The 1,301-nt window shown below is 74.6% G+C and carries 2 protein-coding genes; both read right to left on the reverse strand.

What is annotated here, in order from left to right; translation table 11 throughout:
• Window positions 1-97: 97 nt before the first annotated feature.
• Window positions 98-814 carry a ribosome hibernation-promoting factor, HPF/YfiA family gene (gene hpf / locus HMPREF3099_RS09670; RefSeq protein WP_070705768.1) on the reverse strand — a complete coding sequence of 239 codons (717 nt, stop codon included), beginning with the start codon at window positions 812-814 and terminating at the stop codon, window positions 98-100.
• 153 nt (window positions 815-967) lie between these two features.
• Window positions 968-1,301: ComF family protein (locus tag HMPREF3099_RS09675; RefSeq protein WP_141762111.1), on the reverse strand; the 334-nt coding region annotated here is incomplete at its 5' end.

Below are 1,301 nucleotides of genomic sequence, written 5' to 3' on the forward strand. Positions count from 1 at the left end.
GCAGCGACAGACGCTGCGGGCGGCGGGAGGGGGAGGTCGGGGTGGTCACCCGGTCAGCCTGCCACGCACCGAGCAGGTGGCAGGCCGCCGGAGGCCGTCACGCGGCGTCGGTCGCGGCCGCCTTCCCGGAGGCGGCGTCCTCGGCGGGGGTGTCGAGGTGGATCACGCCGTAGCTCCACCCGTGGCGCCGGTAGACCACGCTCGGGCGGCCGGTCTCGGCATCGACGTACAGGTAGAAGTCGTGGCCCACGAGCTCCATGTGCGCGAGCGCCTGGTCCAGGCTCATCGGCTCGGCCTCGTGCACCTTGGTGCGCACGCTGATGGGGCAGTTCGCGTCGCCGCCCAGCCCGGCGACCACGGGGTCGCTCGGCAGCATCGAGATGTCGATGCCGGCCTCCACCATCTCGGCCTCGCGCTGGTGGCGGGTGGCCTCCTCCACGAGGGACTCCCCGTTGCCCACGGGCTCCAGCGGCGCCGTGGCCTCGGCCACCGACGCCTTGGGACGGCCCTTGTGCACCTTGCGGCGGTCCTTCAGGCGGCGCAGCCGCTCGGTGACCTTGGCCAGGGCGGCGTCCAGGGCCTCGTACTCGCGCTCGGCTGCGGCCTCGGCACGCACCACGGTGCGCTTGTCGCGGCAGGTGATCTCGATGCGCTCGGCCCCGTCGGCCCGGCGGGGGTTCGGCTCGTGGCTCCACAGCACCTCGCACGAGGTGACCTCGGGGGCGATGTGGGCGAGCTGCTCGAGCTTCTCGTCCAGGTGGCGGCGGAAGCGGTCGGTGACCTGGGCGCGACGGCCGGTGACGGTGATCTGCATGAGTCCTCCAGAAGGTGGGGCCGCTCCGTGGCGGCCGGGCGAGGTGGTCGGGTTCACCTGGACGGCGTGTTCTCGCAACCACCCCCTCCTGTCAGGGGCTCCATGACGAAACACTACGTCGGCCCCGTCCCCCGGACAAGGGGTGCTTTCCGGTCACGGCACCCGGGCGCAGCACACTGCCCCGATGCGGTGGACGCCCGTCTGCCGCAGGGCGTCCCGGCAGGCCGCCAGGGTGGCGCCGGTGGTCACCACGTCGTCGAGGAGCAGCACGGCGGCGCCCCGGGGGAGCGTCACCCCGTCACGCACGCCCACGCGGCCGGCGAGGTTTCGACGTCGCTCGGTGCGTGAGAGGCCCGACTGGTCCCGGGCCACGCCGCGGGTGCGCAGCACCAGCCGCACCTGCACCCCCTCGTCCCCGAGGCGTGCCACCGCAGCCCGGGCCAGGTCGGACACCGGGTCGTCGCCCCGGGCCCGGCGCGTCCGGGCC

The sequence above is a fragment of the Kytococcus sp. HMSC28H12 genome (assembly GCF_001816045.1).
Lineage (GTDB): Bacteria > Actinomycetota > Actinomycetes > Actinomycetales > Dermatophilaceae > Kytococcus > Kytococcus schroeteri.